The following is a 681-nucleotide window of genomic DNA, read 5'->3' as shown; positions in this document are numbered from 1 at the left end:
ATGTAGAAGGGGGAGGCCTCGCGGCCTCCCCCTTTTTTTGCGTTTATATCGAGCCGTGGCTCTAGATAGCTGATTTCTTTATTCTAAAGTCGCAATAGCATATGGAGTGGGCTGATTCTCTTCGAGGCCTGTCTTGGGACTCGTTCTTTATAGTCCGCACTTAGGAACGCTTCTTTGGCTGGTTGTGTATTTCCTAGATGGATCTGCCAATTTAGATCACAAATCAATCTTCTCTCGCGTTTCGCGTTTTGCAGCTTGGGGTTGCACACCAATGGGGCTCCAGCGCTGTCTGGCGGGGTCCTTTGCCGCGTAAAGGCCCTATAAGGGGAACCTAAGCAATCCATCTCCTAGGCGCTATTCAGTTCTGGTTTGGGTATATAAGCGATGCGTCTACATCAGACAGCAAGAACACCGAGGTCATACGGTCTGTCTGAGATATATGATCGTTGATTAGACCCTGACGGGTTCCAGGGTCCCAAGATTCATTTGTGAACAAAATATGGAGTCCCAGATTCCCGCCCCCGGGGCCCCTCCGGTCTGGCAATATATCTCCTTGCCGCGCGGCCCGGTCGAACCGGATGTACCGCGCAGGCGTGCACCTTGAGAACCGGATACTGCGAGGATGGACACTTACTTCAGTGTCGCATCCGGGCAGACATCGAACCATTTGAAATGGTCTAA

It is taken from the genome of Collinsella sp. AM34-10 (assembly GCF_003469185.1).
Lineage (GTDB): Bacteria > Actinomycetota > Coriobacteriia > Coriobacteriales > Coriobacteriaceae > Collinsella.
This window is presented reverse-complemented; position numbering follows the sequence as displayed.